Below are 15,488 nucleotides of genomic sequence, written 5' to 3'. Positions count from 1 at the left end.
TGACGCTACGCTTATCCGCCCTACGTTTAATTGCCGTGCAACGTAGAAAACTCATTGCCACAAGGCCTTATTAAATCGCTCCAATACCTCCGCCACCGGCTGCTCGAACAATTTGTCGCCGCGTTTGATGCCGCCCTGATGCTTAAAGATGCCTTGGTTGAGCGCCGCTTCATCGACGATAGTGGTGGCCTTCATTTGCTGGGCAATCAGTTGCAGCCACTCGCGTTGTGGGGTTTTCCAGGGTTGGCTGCTGAGGATTTTTTCCAACGCCTGATCGACCCGTTGTTCCCAAGGAATCAGCGCTTCGCCCAGCGCGGCCTGTCGGATAAAGCCGATGATGCGGGCGGCGATTTCTTCTTGCTTGACGTCGCGCCAGGCGGCTTGCAGGTCTTGCTCGCGGAAACGGTTGCGGTCTAATTCCACGGCCAGTTCTTTCAGGCTTTGCCGACTCAAGCCCCAGGGTTTGTTGATGACGGTCTGGATAGCCGCTAAGCGGTTGCTGTTGGCGTTGATGAAGTCTTTAAAGGCATTCAGGTAGTCTTGCGGTTTTTGGCCTTCGCCGTAACCGGTGGTAGTTTTGGTGACATGGTCGTCGCCCTCATGAATCACCACGGGTGGCATGAAGCCGCCGTTGCCGGTGATTTTAGCGTCCAGTAATTCCCCCAGGCCAGGGTGCCGTGTAAACCATTGCGCCACCTGTTGCAACGGCATGGTTTTCAGTTGCTTGGCGAATTCGGCGGGCGACTGGCCGACGATGGTTTCGAATTGGTCGGCTTGCTCGTCGGTCAGGAACTGTTTTTTGACCTGCAATTTGGCAATGAATTGCTTTCTGGCCAAGTCTTGCAAATCGGGCGCGCTGGTTTGGCGCATTTCCGCTTCCAGGTCGCTGAAGCGGATATCGACATTAGTCACCACCGGTTTCATGGTGCTGACTTTTTCCAGTTGTTTGTAAATGTCCACCGCATCGTAAATCCGAAACGGACCTTTGCCGATCTCAGGGCACAAGCGGGTGGCGCGTCCGAGCATTTGTTCGAACAAAATGCGGCTATTGACCCGGCGCAAAAACACCAGATTGCAAATTTTAGGCACATCGACGCCGGTAGTCAGCAAGTCAACGGTGACGGCGATGTTAGGCAGGCGGTCGTTTTTGTAGCTGCGGATTTTGTCCAAGGGCTTGTCGCTGGCGCCGGTGATTTTTTGTACGGCGTCGTCTTCCACTTCGCCGTGGTAGTTTTCGATGGCGGTTTTGAAGGCTTCCACCACGTCGTCGGCGTGTTTGTCGGTGACGCAGAACACCAGGGTTTTCGCAGGTGAATAGGGATTAATAGCATCACTTTCGATCAGCCATTGGGTGACGACTTTTGTGAACTCCGGGGCGATGACTTTGCGGTTGAAGTCGGCGACCTCGAAGTTGAGTTCGTCCGGGGTGTTGTAGGTTTCGACGCTGTTATTTTCGGCATCGTAGACCTTCACTTCTTCATTGACGGCGTATTTGATGCCTTGCTCCGCAAGCTTGGTGTGAATGCGGATCGGCGGGAGGTGATCGTTCAAATAACCATCCAACACCGCTTCGGTGTAGCTGTAAGTGAATGCCGGCGGTCCGAAAATTTCGGTGGTGTGTAGTGCCGGGGTGGCAGTGAGGCCGATTTTGAAGGCGTCGAAGTATTCGATGGCCGCGCGGTATTTAGATTGGTAATCCTGCTGGTCGCGGAACAGGATTTCCGTGTCGCTGAGGGTGCGGTCGAGCAAATAACCCCGGTGGCATTCGTCGACGATGATGCAGTCGTACTGGCCGACGCCGGGTTTATTGTCGTTATCGCCGGGATACAGAATGCGCTGCACCAAGCCCTGCACAGTGGCGACATGCACTTTGGTGTCATCGTTGGGATTGGGTTTGACGGGCTTGTTTGGCTCCATACCCATCACATCGAAAGTATCGGCAAAGGTGTTGAGATGTTCCAGGCGGACTTCGCTGAAGTCGCCGGTGGTTTGTATGCCCAGCGCGGCACGGTCGACTAGAAACAGGACGCGGCGAAAGCGTTCGGACTTGAGCAAGCGATAGATCAAGGCAATGGCGGTTTTGGTTTTGCCGGTGCCAGTGGCCATGGCAATCAGCGCGGTATCTTTGCCCTGTTTGATGCTGTTTTCGACGGCTTTAATAGCGCTAACTTGGTAGTCGCGCAATTTCAGGTGGTAATCAAACGCCATGTCGTCCAACTCGGCTTCCGCCTGCTGCGGCGTTTGCCTGAGATAGGTTTTGATTTCCTGTGGTGTGTACCACCCTTTGAGCACTTTGCGGCGGTTGCTGTTGTCGCGCACGTCCAGAAACCAGATGCCGCTTTCATGTTCCAGTTGCTGCAAATAGGGGCGGCCATTGGTGGCGAATGTCAGCGGTACTTTGAATTCGCCGTATTGGCTTTCGATGCTGAGCGCGCCTTGGGCTTGCAAGCCTTTGGCGTAACGCTTGGCCTGGCCGATGTCGTCGTAGACATTTTTGGCGGACTTTTTGGCTTCTACCACGGCAACCGGGGTTAAGCCCATGAACAGCACATAGTCGGCGGGGCCGGAATCGGTGGGCCATTCGGCAATGGCGCGGTTAGCGTTGGGTATCGGCCGAGCGCCTTTGGAAAACCTGAGATTGACGGTATCGGCTTCCCAGCCCGCTTCGATCAGTTGCTGATCGATCAATACCCGGGTTTCGGCTTCGTTAAGTTGTAATGTGGATTTTTCGACGCGGCGGATTTGCTCGGCTTGCTGCGGCTTTTCCAGTTGAGCAAAGTGTTCCAAGTATTTGATATTGGCCGCGTCCATTTTGGCGCGGTATTCCGCCAGTTTAGTCTCGTGTTCGGTGGCGATTTGTTCCCAGACTTTGCTTTCGCTGGCCATTTGCTCGGCGCGCTGCTGCTCGGCGGCGGCTTTTTGGACTTCGATGGCTTTTTGTTGTTCGGCGAGTGTTAAGCGGTCTTCTGCGAATTTGCTTTGTTTTTGCAATTCAAGCAAGGCTTGTTCGAGCTGGCGAACTTTTTCAGAAGGGTCTTGCGGCTTTAGGAAAGGCTCTAGCTTGAAGCCTTTGGCTTTGTCGCCACCGAATTGCACATGAAACCAGGCGCTGAGTGCATGGCCAATCTGCAAGGCCTTAAGCGCATCACGGTGAGAAGACGAGGTGATGTCGTGGGTTGCGGGGTTCCCTAACTTTCTCAAGGAGTGGAAGGCATCTTTGACCTGCTTGTCTAGCTTGAGGGTGTAATCCAGCTCTTTTAACAGATCGACCTGTTTAATCTCGCTGCCGGATTCCACTCCTACGCGAGAGGCGATGGTTTTAGCCAGTTCCTCGCCCAGTTGACGCATCTTGATAAGCGTGGTGTTCGGATCGGGGACGAAACAGGCCTCGGCGGTTTGTGCCAGACGCACTAGCAACTCGTCGTGGTACTTTAGAAAGTCAAAATTACTCAGCTCCATTTTCAACTTTCCCTTTAGTATGTAGCCCATGCGCTAACCGGTTTCAGTTTCCTTGTCGTCGTCGGAAGCCAGATCGGAAATTTCCTTCAAGCGGGCCACGGCCTTGAAATTCACGCTGCCTTCCGGATATTGCCCTGTTTCGTTCATCGCGCCGGCGTCTTGGCCGGTTAACAGACTGAGTGCTTCGTCGGCCTTGGATACCGCGTAAATTTCGAACAGGCCTTTTTCCACCGCGTCGATGACGTCCTGTTTCAACATCAAATGGCGTTTATTGGAGGTTGGTATGATCACGCCCTGGGTACCGGTCAGGCCGCGCGCCTGGCACAGCGCGAAGAAACCTTCGATTTTTTCGTTGACGCCGCCGATGGCCTGCACTTCCCCGTATTGATTGATCGAGCCGGTCATCGCCAAATCTTGTCGGATCGGGGTGCGGGTCAGCGCGGAGATCAAGCAGCACAACTCGGCCAGCGAGGCGCTGTCGCCGTCGATGTGGCCGTAGGATTGTTCCATCGCGATGCTGGCCGAGATCGCCAGCGGAAATTGTTGGGCGTAACAATGGCCCAGATAGCCGGTCAAGATCATCACGCCCTTAGAATGGATGGGCTGGCCGAGTTCGACTTCGCGTTCGATGTCGACGATGCCGCGCGAGCCGGGATGTACCGTCGCGGTGATTCGGGCCGGCGCGCCGAAGCTGCTGCCGCCGATGTCCATTACGGTCAGGCCGTTCACCTTGCCGATGGCTTGGCCGTCGGTATCGATCAAAATCGTGCCGTCCAGCATTTCCTCGAGTATCGCCTCGGCGATACGGCCGTTGCGCTGCTCGCGGGCGCTCAGCGCCAGTTCGATTTCCGGTTTGCCGATGTCGTCGGCGCCGGATTGTCCGGCGAGTAAATTGGCCTCGGCGATGATTTCCAGGCATTGATTGACGTGGGCCGACAAGCGGCCTTGGTCCTCCGCCAAGCGGCAACTGTGTTCGATTAGCCGCAGCAAGGCCTGGTCGGTCAAGGCCTTGGCGCCGGAGTCGGCGGCGTGGCGGACCAGCAGTTGCACGAACTGGCCGACGTTGTCGGGCGTGCGTTTGATGTGGTCGTCGAAATCGGCCAGCACCCGGAACATCTCGTTGAATTCGCTATCCAGCTCTTCCAGCAGGTAGTAGATGTCGCGATCGCCGACCAGAACGACCTTGACGTTGAGCGGAATCACTTCCGGTTTTAACGTGATGGTGTTGATGCCCAATTCCGAGTACGGCGATTCGATTTCGATTTTGCCCGCTTTCAGCGCCCGTTTCAGGCCTTCCCAGACAAAGGGGTAGGTCAACACTTTTTCGGCGTCGAGGATCAGATAGCCGCCGTTGGCGCGGTGCAGCGAACCGGGACAGATGCGTCGATAGTTGGTGACTAATGTGCCTTGGTCGCTGACGTACTCGATGCGGCCGAACAGATTTTGGTAAATCGGATGCGGTTCGTAAATTACCGGCGCGCCGACGCCGTCGTGTTTGCAATCGACCAGAATATTCGGCAGATATTGCTCGATCAGGATTTGGCGTTTGCTGACGAATTCGCGGCCTTCGCCGCTGCGGCTGGGCATCAGTAGGTCGCCGATGGTCAGGCTCAGGTTTTTCTCGACTTCGGCCAGATAGGTGATGACGTCGTCGACGTTCTGATAGGTGCCTGTCAATTCGGCCAACAGCGGCTCCAAGGCCAGCTTGATGGTGTCGTTGTCGAGCTGGCGCATTTCCTCGACCAGCGCCCGCCGCCACTGCGGCAGCTCCAGCAACACTTCGCTCAGATATTCTTCCAGTTCCTCGGTGTGTTGATGGAAGGCGTCGCGCTCTGCTTGCGGCAGCAGTGTGAATTGTTCCTCGTCCAGCGCTTTGTTGTTTTGGATCGGCAAAAAGGTGATGGCGTCGTTGTCGCGGTACAGCGCGACATCCATCTCGCGGGCCTTTTTGTCGACCAGATCGATCGCGCTGTTATAGCGTTGGCTGAAACGGCGCTCGATCGCGGTTTTTTTTTGCTGGTAACTGGGACTTTCGAACGAGGCCGGAAAGGTGGCCAGGACGCCGTCTATCAATTTTTCGATGTCCTTGGCGAAGTTATGGCCTTCGCCGGACGGTAGCTCGATGGCGACCGGTTCGCGCGGGTTGTCGAAATTCTCGACATAGGCGTAGGACAGCGGCGATTCCTGGCGTTCGGCCTGTTCGCCGAGATATTGACTGACCATCGACAGTCGGCCGGTGCCGGGTTCGCCCATCACGAAAATATTGTAGCCCGGCGCCTTCATCGCGATGCCGAAGGCCAGCGCCGACTGGGCGCGTTGTTGGCCGAGGATGCCGGACGCCGGGTGTGGGGGCGTTGGGTGCGGCAGGTCTAACGTCAGCTTCAGCGCGGACGCGGGTAGTTTCAGATGGTCCAGCATAGATTTATTCGCTGTCGGGCATGTTCAGCATGTGGCGCATGCGTTCAGCCTTGGTTTTCAGATAATCGACGTTGTCGTCGTGAACCCGGGTTTCGATGGCGATCCTGTCGTGAACCTTTACGCCCAGTTTGGTCAGTTCGTCGATTTTTTGCGGATTGTTGGTGATCAAATTGATCGAGCGTACCTGTAAGGCGCTGAGAATCAGCGCGGCGATGTCGTATTGCCGCTCGTCGGCCAGATGTCCCAGTTTGATATTAGCATCGACGGTGTCCAGCCCCTGATCCTGCAAATTGTAAGCTTGCAGCTTTTTCAGCAGGCCGATGCCACGGCCTTCCTGGCGCAGGTAAATCAACACGCCGCAGCCGGCCTGCTCGATCAAGCCCAGCGCCATGTCCAGTTGAGCGCCGCAGTCGCAACGCCGCGAACCCAATACGTCGCCGGTGAAGCATTCGGAGTGTATGCGTACCGGTACCTCGTCCTTGCCGGCGACCTCGCCCTTGACGAAGGCGACGTGTTCCTTGTCGTCCAGACTGTTGCTGTAGTAGTGCAGGATGAATTCGCCGTGTTTGGTGGGAATTCGGGTTTGAACTTTGTCTTCTATGCTTGCTTTCACTGCGTGGGAAATCCTCAAAGTACGGCCAGGGGGCGGCCGGAATCGTCTCGATGGGCGGTTAGCGTAGTCTGGTGGAACCGACCGGCCCGAGGCGGGTCGGAACACGCTGGTTTAGTTCGGCTAAGCCCTTTGCCATCGGCTCGGCCGAAACGATGGCAAAGGGCTCCTGCCCGCGGTGTTTGCCTTTGCGTTGGTAGGCGCGTTTATCGGCGAAAATTTGGTGTTTGTTGTAACGGTGGGCGAATTTCGCGACCGGGTTATGGGCGGGCGGTTCATGCAAACCCTTGCCCTGCTTTTGTTTTTTCATGCTTTTTTCTCCGTAAGCCATTAAAATAGCGTGTTATTTTAACCCTATTCGAGCGTGAATTGCCTGTGAAATTCCAGAAAGACTTTGATGTGATCGTGGTCGGCGGCGGCCATGCTGGCACCGAGGCGGCGCTGGCGGCGGCTCGCACCGGCGCGCAAACCCTGCTGTTGACCCAAAACATCGAAACCTTGGGGCAAATGAGCTGCAATCCAGCCATCGGCGGCATCGGCAAGGGCCATTTGGTGAAAGAGGTCGATGCGCTTGGCGGCATCATGGCCAAAGCCATCGATAAAGGCGGCATCCAGTTTCGGATTCTGAACGCCAGCAAGGGTCCGGCGGTGCGCGCGACCCGCGCGCAGGCGGATCGGATGCTGTATAAACAGGCGGTGCGTTCCGCGTTGGAAAATCAGCCGAATTTGGCGCTGTTTCAACAAACGGTTTCGGATTTGATCGTGCGGGGCGACCGGGTGACCGGCGTTAAAACCCAGATGGGCTTGGAATTTACCGCCAAAGCCGTGGTGTTGACCGCCGGTACCTTTCTGGCCGGTCGCATCCATATCGGTCTGGAAAATTACAGCGGCGGCCGCGCCGGCGATGCGGCATCGATTGCGTTGGCCGAGCGTTTGCGGGAATTGCCGTTCCGGATTGGCCGTCTGAAAACCGGCACTCCGGCCCGCATTGATGGCCGCACCATCGACTACAGCAAATTGCAGGAACAGCACGGCGACACGCCGCTGCCGGTATTTTCCTTCATGGGTAGCCGCGACCAGCATCCACGGCAAATTTGCTGCCATATCACCCGCACCAACCAAGAAACTCACGACATCATTCGTTCCGGCCTGGATAGATCGCCGATGTATTCCGGCATTATCGAAGGCGTCGGTCCGCGTTATTGCCCGTCGATTGAGGATAAAGTCGTGCGCTTCGCCGAGCGCGATTCGCACCAGATTTTCGTCGAGCCGGAAGGTTTGACCACCAACGAAGTCTATCCGAACGGCATCTCGACCAGTTTACCGTTCGACATTCAGTATCGGTTTATCAGGACCATGTTGGGTTTCGAGAATGCCGAGATCGTCCGCCCCGGTTATGCCATCGAATACGATTTTTTCGATCCGCGCGATCTGAAAACCTCGCTGGAAACCAAACACATGAACGCGCTGTTCTTCGCCGGCCAGATCAACGGCACCACCGGCTACGAAGAAGCCGCGGCCCAAGGCTTGATCGCCGGTTTGAACGCGGCAAGATTGGCGAAAGGTTTGGAAAGTTGGTGCCCCGGCCGCGAGGAAGCCTACATCGGCGTGATGATAGACGATCTGATCACGCGCGGCACCGCCGAACCCTACCGGATGTTCACCAGTCGCGCCGAATACCGCCTGCAGTTGCGCGAGGACAACGCCGATTTGCGCTTGACCGAACAAGGCCGGGAGCTCGGCTTGGTGGATGACGAGCGCTGGCAATGCTTTGAAGAAAAGCGCGAAGCCATAGCCAATCTGCAAGGCAAGCTGGCTAAAAAGTGGATACGCACCGAATCCGACGAAGCGGCGTTAGCCGAAGAGTTGTGGGGCAAAAAGCTGTTGAAGGAAGCCAGCCTGATGGAGATGCTGCGCCGGCCGGAAGTGGATGTCGAGAATCTGCTGCGTTTCAGCGATGAAGCCGAAATCGATGAGCAAGTGGCCGAACAGGTGGCGATTCAAGCCAAATACGCCGGCTACATCGACCGCCAACAAACCGAGATCAACCGAACTCAGCGCTACGAGCATTTGAAGCTACCGGAAAACGTCGATTACAGTCTGGTATCTGGACTGTCCAACGAAGTCAGCGAGAAGCTGAAAAAACAAAGGCCGGAAACCCTGGGCCAGGCGTCGCGGATTCCCGGCATCACCCCGGCGGCAATTTCGCTGTTATTGGTGCATCTTAAAAAGAAAAGCGCCTGATGGATGCTTGCCGGGAAAAACTGCTGCAAGGCTTGACAGCCTTGGCTTTGCCGACCAGCGACAGTGAGATCGACGCACTGCTGCGCTTCATCCAACTGATGGTTAAGTGGAACAAGGCTTATAATCTGACCGCCGTGCGCGATCCGTTGGAGATGGTCAGTCTGCATTTGCTCGACAGTTTGGCGATTCTGCCGCATTTGAAACCGACCCGAATCGCCGACATCGGTACTGGTGCCGGTTTGCCGGGTATTCCTCTGGCGATTTGCCGGCCGGATTGCCGTTTTACGCTGGTCGACTCCAATTCCAAGAAAACTCGTTTCGTGCGACAGGCCGCGCTGGAACTAAAGCTGGGCAATGTCGACGTCGTGCATGCGCGAGTCGAACAATGGGCGCCGGATGCCGGATTCGATGCGGTGTTGACTCGCGCTTTCGCTTCGTTGCCCGACATCGTCGCGCTGACCGGCCATTTACTGGCCGAAGACGGTATCCTGCTGGCGATGAAGGGCCAAAATCCGCGCGACGAACTGGCGGGAATCGACGCCGAAACTCAACTGATACCGCTGACGGTGCCCGGCATAGACGCCGAGCGTTGTCTGATTCGGGTACAAGGAATCAAGCATGGCTAAGATTATCGCGATTACCAATCAAAAGGGCGGGGTCGGCAAAACCACGACCAGCGTCAATCTGGCGGCGGCCTTGGCCGCCACCAAGCGTAAGGTGTTATTGATCGACCTCGATCCGCAAGGCAACGCGGCGATGGGCTGCGGCGTGAACAAGGATGAGCTGGAATATTCCAGTTGCGAATTGCTGCTGGAAGAGGTGCCGGTCTCCGGCATCATTCTGAAAAATCGCGAGTTGGGTTTCGACCTGATTCCCGGCAACGCCGATCTGACCGCCGCCGAAGTCAAATTGATGGGGGCCCAGCACCGCGAGCGGCGGCTGGCCGACGCATTGCTGCCGGTCAGGGAGCAATACGATTACATTCTGATCGACTGCCCGCCGTCCTTGAACATGTTGACGCTGAACGCCATGGTGGCCGCCCACAGCGTACTGATTCCGATGCAGTGCGAGTATTACTCGCTGGAAGGCTTGTCGTCGCTGATGTCCACGTTGCGTAACATCCGCGACAGCGTCAACCCCGGCCTGCATCTGGAAGGCATCCTGCGCACCATGGTCGACAATCGCAGTCGATTGGGCAAGGATGTGTCCGACCAATTGATCGAGTATTTCGGTGACAAGGTGTTCAGGACCACGATACCCCGAAACATTCGGCTGGCCGAAGCGCCGAGTCACGGCGTACCGGTGCTGACCTACGATAAGGCTTCGCGCGGCGCGGTGGCCTATATCGCGTTGGCCGGCGAACTGATACGAAAACACAAGGCTGCCAAATCATGATGCAAAAAAAACGCGGATTAGGCCGGGGATTGAGCGAGCTGCTCGGCGACGTGGTATCGCCGCCAGCCGGCGCCGAGAAGCCGCAAGACGTGCAAAAACTCCCCATCGAATTTCTGCAGCGCGGCAAATACCAGCCGCGCCGAGACATGGACCCGGAAAAACTGAAGGAACTGTCGGATTCGATTGCCGCGCAGGGCATCATTCAGCCGATCGTCGTGCGCAAGACCGATGGCGATAAATACGAGATTATTGCCGGCGAGCGTCGTTGGCGCGCCGCTCAGTTGGCGGAACTCGCCGAGGTGCCGGTCATCGTCAAGGACATCGATGATCGCTCGGTGATGGCAGTGGCTTTGATCGAGAACATCCAGCGCGAGGATTTGAATGCGCTGGAAGAAGCCGAGGCCTTGCATCGTTTGCTCGACGAATTCGAATTGACGCATCAGCAGATCGCCGAATCGGTCGGCAAATCTCGGACCACGGTGACCAATTTGCTGCGTTTGCTGGATCTCGCCGGCGAGGTTAAAACCATGCTGGCGCGCGGACAATTGGAAATGGGTCATGCCCGCGCCCTGTTGGGCTTGGACGAAGCCAAGCAGGTCGAAATCGCCAACAAGGCTGTGAAACAGCATCTGACCGTGCGCGCCGTCGAGAAACTGGTGCGCGAACTGCACGACGAAAAGCCGGCCGTCGCCAAGAAGGTCGACCCGGACACCTTGAGATTGCAACGCGAATTGTCCGAGCGAACCGGAGCGAAGGTCGAGATCAATCACCAAAGCAACGGCAAGGGTAAGCTGGTGATCAATTACAGTAGTTTGGAAGAGCTGGAGGGGATTATCGGCCGGATAGGCTAACAACGAGCTCTATCGGACCGATTCGAGAGCCGCGCGGGCAGCGTGGGGATCGGCTTGGCGGTCCAGGAGTGGGTCTGAGAGGATTGGTTGTCTTCATTCGGCAGATGTCTTGGACGAGAAGCTTTCAGTGTCGGGCTTACGCCATCGGGCTGGTGAAATTGTAGGGTTCGCAACAAGGAATGCGTTGGAATGGTCAGGAAAACCGGCTTAGTTGTGCTGGCATGACAGTTGCTTATACTCCGAAAACCTAAAATCACAGATGATTGTTGTGGTTTCTGGGGGCCGGTTGGAGCGGGGCTTCCCAAGCCCTTACCTTGCTTTAGCGGGTAGGGCTGGATATAATCCCTCGGCTTAAAAGAAAAGGGGAAACGGATGGCAGTTGGAAATGCGTTTTCTACTGTCGGAAAAGTCTTGCTTGGACAGGTCCTGATGGCCACATTGGTGGCATCGGGATTTTTATTGATGGGCGCTTGGAAATCCGCGCTGTCGGCTTTGCTGGGCGGTCTGGTGGCATTGATACCGAATCTGTATTTTGCCTACCGGTTGCATCTCGTCAGACATGCCGGCGCCAGAAAAGTTGTGAATGCCTTTTATTCGGGTGAAACGATCAAATTGGCTTTGACAGCGGCGCTGTTCATCTTGGCGTTACAGATTCCCGTCATCGATTTTTTGATGCTGCTGTTGGGTTACATTGCAGTATTATCGGTATTTTGGTTTGCGCTGCTGACGTGGCGTATTTAGATTTTTGCGAGGAAAAATGGCTAGTGAAGGTGGCGCGACGGGTTATATAGTCCATCACTTGACTCCGCTGTCGGTTGGCGAGGGTTTTTGGGCTCTACATCTGGATACTCTGTTTTTTTCGGCCGTATTGGGTGGTTTATTTCTGGGCTTTTTTAAGACCGTCGTCGGCAAGGCAACCACCGGAGTGCCGGGCTTGGCGCAGAATTTCGCCGAGCTGTTGATCGAGTTCGTCGATACCCAGGTGAAGGACACGTTTCACGGCCGTAGCAAATTGATTGCTCCACTGGCGTTGACGATTTTCTGTTGGGTATTCCTGTGGAATGCCATGGACATGTTGCCAGTCGATTTGTTGCCAATGTTGGGCGGCTGGATGGGAATCCCCTATTTGCGCGTGGTACCGAGTACCGATTTGAACGGGACTTTCGCGTTGTCGCTGAGCGTATTCGTGCTGATCTTCTTTTACAGCATCAAGATTAAGGGCGTATTGGGTTTCATCAAGGAATTCACGCTGACGCCTTTCCATCATCCGGTCATGATTCCGTTCAACCTGATCCTGAAAACCGTGGAAGAGCTGGCCAAGCCAATTTCTCTGGGTTTGCGGTTGTTCGGTAACTTGTATGCCGGCGAATTGATCTTTATTCTGATCGCGTTGCTGCCGCCGGCGATACAACCGATCTTGGGTTTTCCTTGGGCGATATTTCACATTCTGGTTATCACGCTGCAAGCCTTCATCTTCATGGTCCTGACTATCGTTTATTTGAGTCTGGCCCACGAAGACCACTAATTCATTCACTTTATAACTACTTACCTTTTATTAGGAGACACTATGGAAATCGCATCATTAATTGCCAATGTTCAAGCCTCTACCGCAATCGCAGTGGGCATTATCCTCGGCTTGGCCGCCATTGGCACCGCGATTGGTTTCGGTCTGTTGGGCGGTAAATTCCTGGAAGCCGCCGCTCGCCAACCTGAATTGGTGCCGATGCTGCAAGGCAAAATGTTTTTGATCGCCGGTCTGTTGGACGCGGTAGCGATGATCGGTGTGGGTCTGGCGTTGATGTTGGCGTTTGCAAACCCGTTCCTGGCGGCTGTTCAAGCGGTTGCTGGCTAATTGCAAGATTGTCGATCGGGGTTACGGCATAGCCTTACCTCAATAATCAATCGGGCAACGGTATAACGAGGAACATTCATGAGTATCAATCTAACCCTAATCGGGCAGATGATTACCTTCGCGCTTCTGGTGTGGTTCACCGAGAAGTACGTCTGGTCATACCTATTGGGCGTTTTGGAAGAGCGCAGAAAAAAGATCGCCGAAGGATTGGCGGCGGCCGAGAGAGGCCAAGAAGAAATCAAATTGGCCGAGAAAAAAGCCAAATCCATCTTGAAGGAAGCCAAGGAGCAATCTTCCGAGATTGTCGGTGCCGCTCAAAAGCGCGCCAACCTGTTAGTCGAGGATGCCAAGGACCAAGCCAAAAAAGAAGGCGAACGGTTATTGGAAGCGGCCAAGGCCCAAATCGAGCAAGAATTGCTGCAAGCCAGGGAAAGTCTGCGTAAGGAAGTTTCCTCGTTGGCGTTGCGCGCGGCCGAACAGATATTGAAAGAAGAAATCGACAAGGCCAAGCATCAGGATATTCTCAGCAAAGCAGCGGACCAATTGGGTTAGGCCATGGCTGAGTTAGCGACACTAGCAAGACCTTATGCCGAAGCTGTGTTCAAGCGTGCCAAGGAGGGCGACGCTGTCGCCGCATGGTCCGATTCGTTGGCTTTTTTGTCTTTGGCGCTGCGGGAACCGGCCCTGTCCGACATTTTGAATAACCCTAGAGTGGGTAAACAGAACATTACGAACTTGGTTTTCGACATTTGCGGAGACCATGTTCTGGATGAAGCGAAAAATCTGATCAAGATACTGATAGACAACGACAAGCTGTCGCTGTTGCCGCAAATTGCGACAATGTTCGAACAGCACAAAGCCGACGACGAAGGCTATGTCAATGTCGACTTGTACAGTGCATACGCGTTGAGCAAGGCCGAGCAAGGCAAATATGTCGCCATGCTTGAAAAAGTCTTGAACAAAAAAGTCAACGCTGCCGTTTCTGTCGATAAATCGTTAATTGGGGGCATACTCGCCAGAGCCGGCGATAAAGTCATCGACGGTTCCGTCAGAGGCCAGCTTCATCAATTAGCCAAAAGACTTTAAGAGTTAGAGCGGGAAAATAACATGCAATTAAATCCATCAGAAATCAGTGATCTGATCAAGAAGAAGATCGAAAATTTCGACGCCCACCTCGAAGCCCATACGGAAGGTACCGTGGTCAGTGTGACCGACGGTATCGTTAGGGTTCACGGATTGTCGGAAGTAATGCAGGGCGAAATGCTGGAGTTTCCCGGCGGCTCTTATGGCATGGCATTGAACTTGGAACGCGATTCGGTCGGTGTGGTCATGTTGGGCGGTTATCAAGACATCACCGAAGGCGACACCGTCAAATGCACCGGCCGGATTTTGGAAGTGCCGGTTGGGGACGCCCTGTTGGGTCGCGTGGTCGACGCGTTGGGTAATCCGATCGACGGCAAGGGTCCGATCGATACCGCCTTGAGCTCGCCGATCGAAAAAATCGCGCCGGGCGTTATTGCCCGTCAATCGGTTGATCAACCGGTCCAAATCGGCTTGAAAGCGATCGACTCGATGATTCCGGTCGGCCGCGGCCAACGGGAGCTGATCATCGGTGACCGTCAAACCGGTAAGACAGCAATTGCGGTTGATGCGATCATCAATCAAAAAGGTACCGGTATTAAATGCATCTACGTTGCGATCGGGCAAAAACGCTCGTCTATCGCCAACGTGGTACGTAAATTGGAAGAACACGGCGCGATGGATCACACCATTATCGTCGTGGCGTCAGCCTCGGAATCCGCCGCGCTACAATTCATCGCGCCGTACACCGGCTGCTCGATGGGCGAATACTTCCGCGATAAAGGCGAAGACGCGCTGATCATTTACGACGACTTGACCAAGCAAGCTTGGGCCTACCGTCAAATCTCCCTGTTGCTGCGCCGTCCGCCAGGACGCGAAGCTTACCCTGGCGACGTATTCTACATTCACTCGCGCCTGTTGGAGCGCGCGGCCCGCATCAATGCGGCTGAAGTCGAGAAGCTAACCGGCGGCAAGGTACAAGGCAAAACCGGTTCGTTGACCGCTCTGCCGATCATCGAAACCCAAGGCGGCGACGTTTCAGCCTTCGTTCCAACCAACGTGATTTCGATCACCGACGGCCAGATCTTCCTGGAGACCGGTCTGTTCAACTCAGGTATTCGTCCGGCGGTCAACGCCGGTCTGTCGGTATCGCGGGTTGGCGGCGCGGCGCAAACCAAGATCATCAAAAAACTGGGTGGCGGTATTCGTCTGGACTTGGCGCAGTTCCGCGAGTTGGCGGCTTTCGCCCAGTTCGCATCCGATTTGGACGAAAGCACCCGCAAGCAAATCGAACGCGGACAACGCGTGACCGAGTTGATGAAGCAAAACCAATACGCGCCGATGTCGGTTGCCGAAATGGGTGTTTCGTTATACGCGGCGAACTCCGGTTTCCTGGATAGCTTGGAAGTCAAGCAAGTCCGTGCGTTCGAAGCGGCGCTGCTGGATTTCATGCGCAACGAAGAATCCGCGCTGATGGCTAAAATCAACGAGAAAGGCGACTACAACGACGAAATTCAAAAAGGCATTCACAGCGCCATCGAGCGTTTCGTCAAGACCGGTAGCTGGTAAAGGGTCCGCA

At 55.2% G+C, this 15,488-nt stretch carries 14 protein-coding genes; 10 read left to right on the top strand and 4 right to left on the bottom strand.

The genetic code is table 11. The features are described 5' to 3' along the window. Positions 1–51: 51 nt before the first annotated feature. Genes hsdR through ACQE3E_RS22635 form a run of 4 tightly spaced genes read right to left on the bottom strand, consistent with a single transcriptional unit; the run spans position 52 to position 6,797 of the window. The gene (gene hsdR / locus ACQE3E_RS22650; RefSeq protein ID WP_427501101.1) at positions 52–3,459 is read right to left on the bottom strand and encodes a type I restriction-modification system endonuclease; all 3,408 of its coding nucleotides are present in this window, start codon (positions 3,457–3,459) and stop codon (positions 52–54) included. A gap of 33 nt (positions 3,460–3,492) precedes the next feature. Beyond that, positions 3,493–5,877: a Lon protease family protein gene (locus tag ACQE3E_RS22645; RefSeq protein WP_071160764.1), complete on the bottom strand. Its 2,385-nt coding sequence runs from the start codon at positions 5,875–5,877 to the stop codon at positions 3,493–3,495. Positions 5,878–5,881: 4 nt separating this feature from the next. Then, on the bottom strand, positions 5,882–6,490 hold the full coding sequence (gene ribA, locus ACQE3E_RS22640) for a GTP cyclohydrolase II (protein ID WP_064028315.1): 609 nt from the start codon (positions 6,488–6,490) through the stop codon (positions 5,882–5,884). A 58-nt stretch (positions 6,491–6,548) separates the two neighbouring features. Next, complete coding sequence (locus tag ACQE3E_RS22635) at positions 6,549–6,797, bottom strand: DUF7230 family protein (RefSeq protein WP_427501100.1); 249 nt, start codon at positions 6,795–6,797, stop codon at positions 6,549–6,551. 65 nt (positions 6,798–6,862) lie between these two features. On the opposite strand from ACQE3E_RS22635, the gene mnmG reads away from it, so the two are divergent. The 10 genes from mnmG to atpA all read left to right on the top strand — a co-directional run bounded on the left by mnmG (position 6,863) and on the right by atpA (position 15,478). Continuing rightward, positions 6,863–8,731 carry a tRNA uridine-5-carboxymethylaminomethyl(34) synthesis enzyme MnmG gene (gene mnmG / locus ACQE3E_RS22630; protein WP_427501661.1) on the top strand — a complete coding sequence of 623 codons (1,869 nt, stop codon included), beginning with the start codon at positions 6,863–6,865 and terminating at the stop codon, positions 8,729–8,731. After that, a complete protein-coding gene (gene rsmG / locus ACQE3E_RS22625) occupies positions 8,731–9,357 on the top strand; it encodes a 16S rRNA (guanine(527)-N(7))-methyltransferase RsmG (RefSeq protein ID WP_064028311.1) in 627 nt (208 codons plus the stop codon). The genes mnmG and rsmG overlap by 1 nt, the downstream gene beginning before the upstream one ends. After that, a complete protein-coding gene (locus tag ACQE3E_RS22620) occupies positions 9,350–10,126 on the top strand; it encodes a ParA family protein (RefSeq protein WP_168028552.1) in 777 nt (258 codons plus the stop codon). Before rsmG ends, ACQE3E_RS22620 begins: the two co-directional genes overlap by 8 nt. Next, positions 10,123–10,977 (top strand): ParB/RepB/Spo0J family partition protein, encoded by an 855-nt coding sequence (locus tag ACQE3E_RS22615; RefSeq protein WP_168028551.1) that lies wholly within the window; start codon positions 10,123–10,125, stop codon positions 10,975–10,977. The genes ACQE3E_RS22620 and ACQE3E_RS22615 overlap by 4 nt, the downstream gene beginning before the upstream one ends. Before the next feature lie 372 nt (positions 10,978–11,349). Beyond that, entirely contained in the window at positions 11,350–11,718 is a 369-nt protein-coding gene (locus ACQE3E_RS22610) for an ATP synthase subunit I (protein WP_071160758.1), read from the top strand. Between the two features lie 16 nt (positions 11,719–11,734). Then, positions 11,735–12,502: a F0F1 ATP synthase subunit A gene (gene atpB / locus ACQE3E_RS22605; protein WP_064028303.1), complete on the top strand. Its 768-nt coding sequence runs from the start codon at positions 11,735–11,737 to the stop codon at positions 12,500–12,502. 42 nt (positions 12,503–12,544) lie between these two features. Continuing rightward, positions 12,545–12,829: a F0F1 ATP synthase subunit C gene (atpE, locus tag ACQE3E_RS22600; protein ID WP_064028301.1), complete on the top strand. Its 285-nt coding sequence runs from the start codon at positions 12,545–12,547 to the stop codon at positions 12,827–12,829. Positions 12,830–12,907: 78 nt separating this feature from the next. Beyond that, positions 12,908–13,381 (top strand): F0F1 ATP synthase subunit B, encoded by a 474-nt coding sequence (locus ACQE3E_RS22595; RefSeq protein WP_064028299.1) that lies wholly within the window; start codon positions 12,908–12,910, stop codon positions 13,379–13,381. 3 nt (positions 13,382–13,384) lie between these two features. Further along, a complete protein-coding gene (locus ACQE3E_RS22590; protein WP_064028297.1) occupies positions 13,385–13,915 on the top strand; it encodes a F0F1 ATP synthase subunit delta in 531 nt (176 codons plus the stop codon). Between the two features lie 21 nt (positions 13,916–13,936). Continuing rightward, entirely contained in the window at positions 13,937–15,478 is a 1,542-nt protein-coding gene (gene atpA / locus ACQE3E_RS22585) for a F0F1 ATP synthase subunit alpha (RefSeq protein ID WP_064028295.1), read from the top strand. The last annotated feature ends 10 nt before the right edge of the window (positions 15,479–15,488 follow it).

It is taken from the genome of Methylomonas sp. MED-D (genome assembly GCF_050276835.1).
In the GTDB taxonomy this organism is placed as follows: domain Bacteria; phylum Pseudomonadota; class Gammaproteobacteria; order Methylococcales; family Methylomonadaceae; genus Methylomonas; species Methylomonas koyamae_A.
This window is presented reverse-complemented; position numbering and strand designations above follow the sequence as displayed.

Excerpts from the sequence above, each read along its gene's own strand:
- hsdR (WP_427501101.1), bottom strand. The coding sequence starts at position 3,459 with ATGGAGCTGAGTAATTTTGACTTTCTAAAGTACCACGACGAGTTGCTA.
- ACQE3E_RS22645 (WP_071160764.1), bottom strand. The coding sequence starts at position 5,877 with ATGCTGGACCATCTGAAACTACCCGCGTCCGCGCTGAAGCTGACGTTA.
- ACQE3E_RS22635 (WP_427501100.1), bottom strand. The coding sequence starts at position 6,797 with ATGAAAAAACAAAAGCAGGGCAAGGGTTTGCATGAACCGCCCGCCCAT.
- rsmG (WP_064028311.1), top strand. The coding sequence starts at position 8,731 with ATGGATGCTTGCCGGGAAAAACTGCTGCAAGGCTTGACAGCCTTGGCT.
- ACQE3E_RS22620 (WP_168028552.1), top strand. The coding sequence starts at position 9,350 with ATGGCTAAGATTATCGCGATTACCAATCAAAAGGGCGGGGTCGGCAAA.
- ACQE3E_RS22615 (WP_168028551.1), top strand. The coding sequence starts at position 10,123 with ATGATGCAAAAAAAACGCGGATTAGGCCGGGGATTGAGCGAGCTGCTC.
- ACQE3E_RS22610 (WP_071160758.1), top strand. The coding sequence starts at position 11,350 with ATGGCAGTTGGAAATGCGTTTTCTACTGTCGGAAAAGTCTTGCTTGGA.
- atpB (WP_064028303.1), top strand. The coding sequence starts at position 11,735 with ATGGCTAGTGAAGGTGGCGCGACGGGTTATATAGTCCATCACTTGACT.
- atpE (WP_064028301.1), top strand. The coding sequence starts at position 12,545 with ATGGAAATCGCATCATTAATTGCCAATGTTCAAGCCTCTACCGCAATC.
- ACQE3E_RS22595 (WP_064028299.1), top strand. The coding sequence starts at position 12,908 with ATGAGTATCAATCTAACCCTAATCGGGCAGATGATTACCTTCGCGCTT.
- ACQE3E_RS22590 (WP_064028297.1), top strand. The coding sequence starts at position 13,385 with ATGGCTGAGTTAGCGACACTAGCAAGACCTTATGCCGAAGCTGTGTTC.
- atpA (WP_064028295.1), top strand. The coding sequence starts at position 13,937 with ATGCAATTAAATCCATCAGAAATCAGTGATCTGATCAAGAAGAAGATC.